At 50.7% G+C, this 716-nt stretch carries 1 protein-coding gene; it reads left to right on the top strand.

What is annotated here, in order from left to right; all coding sequences use genetic code 11:
* A partial coding sequence (gene rsmB, locus ACWHAR_RS26990; RefSeq protein WP_452088420.1) for a 16S rRNA (cytosine(967)-C(5))-methyltransferase RsmB occupies positions 1-716 on the top strand: 716 nt, incomplete at both ends.

The following is a 716-nucleotide window of genomic DNA, read 5'->3' as shown; positions in this document are numbered from 1 at the left end:
TCGAAGATCCTGTACGCCGGCTGGCGACAGAAACAAGCCATCCGGAGTGGCTTGTGAAAGAGTGGGCGGATGCGTATGGATTTGAAGCTGCGGAAAAGATTTGCCGCATCCATCTCATTCCGCCGAAACAGACGCTGCGTGTCAATCAAATGAAAGCAGACAGAGCTGAGCTGCTTGACCAAATGGCTGCTGAGGGAATCGAAGTTGAAAAAGGCGACCTCGCTGAAGATGCTGTGAAGCTCTTAAAGGGAACAATTGCCGGAACTCATTTCTTCCAAAACGGCGAAGTTTCCATCCAGGATGAGAGTTCCATGCTCGTCGCCCGCGCCCTTGACCCTAAGCCTGATGAAACAGTGCTTGACGCATGTGCGGCGCCTGGCGGAAAGTCGGCTCATATCGCAGAATTAATGCAGAACAAGGGGAGCGTTACGTCGCGTGATCTTCACAAACATAAAGTGAAGCTGATCAAAGAAGCGGCAGACCGGCTTGGCCTGACAATCATTCATGCGGAAACAATGGATGCTAGAAAAGCGGGGGAAACGTTTGAAAACGAACAGTTTGACCGAATATTGGTCGATGCCCCGTGCTCAGGTTTCGGTGTTATCAGAAGAAAGCCGGACATGAAATACACGAAAAAGCCTGACGACAGCGCCCGTCTAGCTGAAATCCAGCTGTCGATCTTGAGGGAAATCGCACCATTAGTAAAAAAAGGTGGC

Source organism: Bacillus sp. LR--39, from assembly GCF_053613335.1.
The sequence above is the reverse complement of the archived record's forward strand: the minus strand, read 5'-3'. Positions and strand labels throughout refer to the sequence as shown.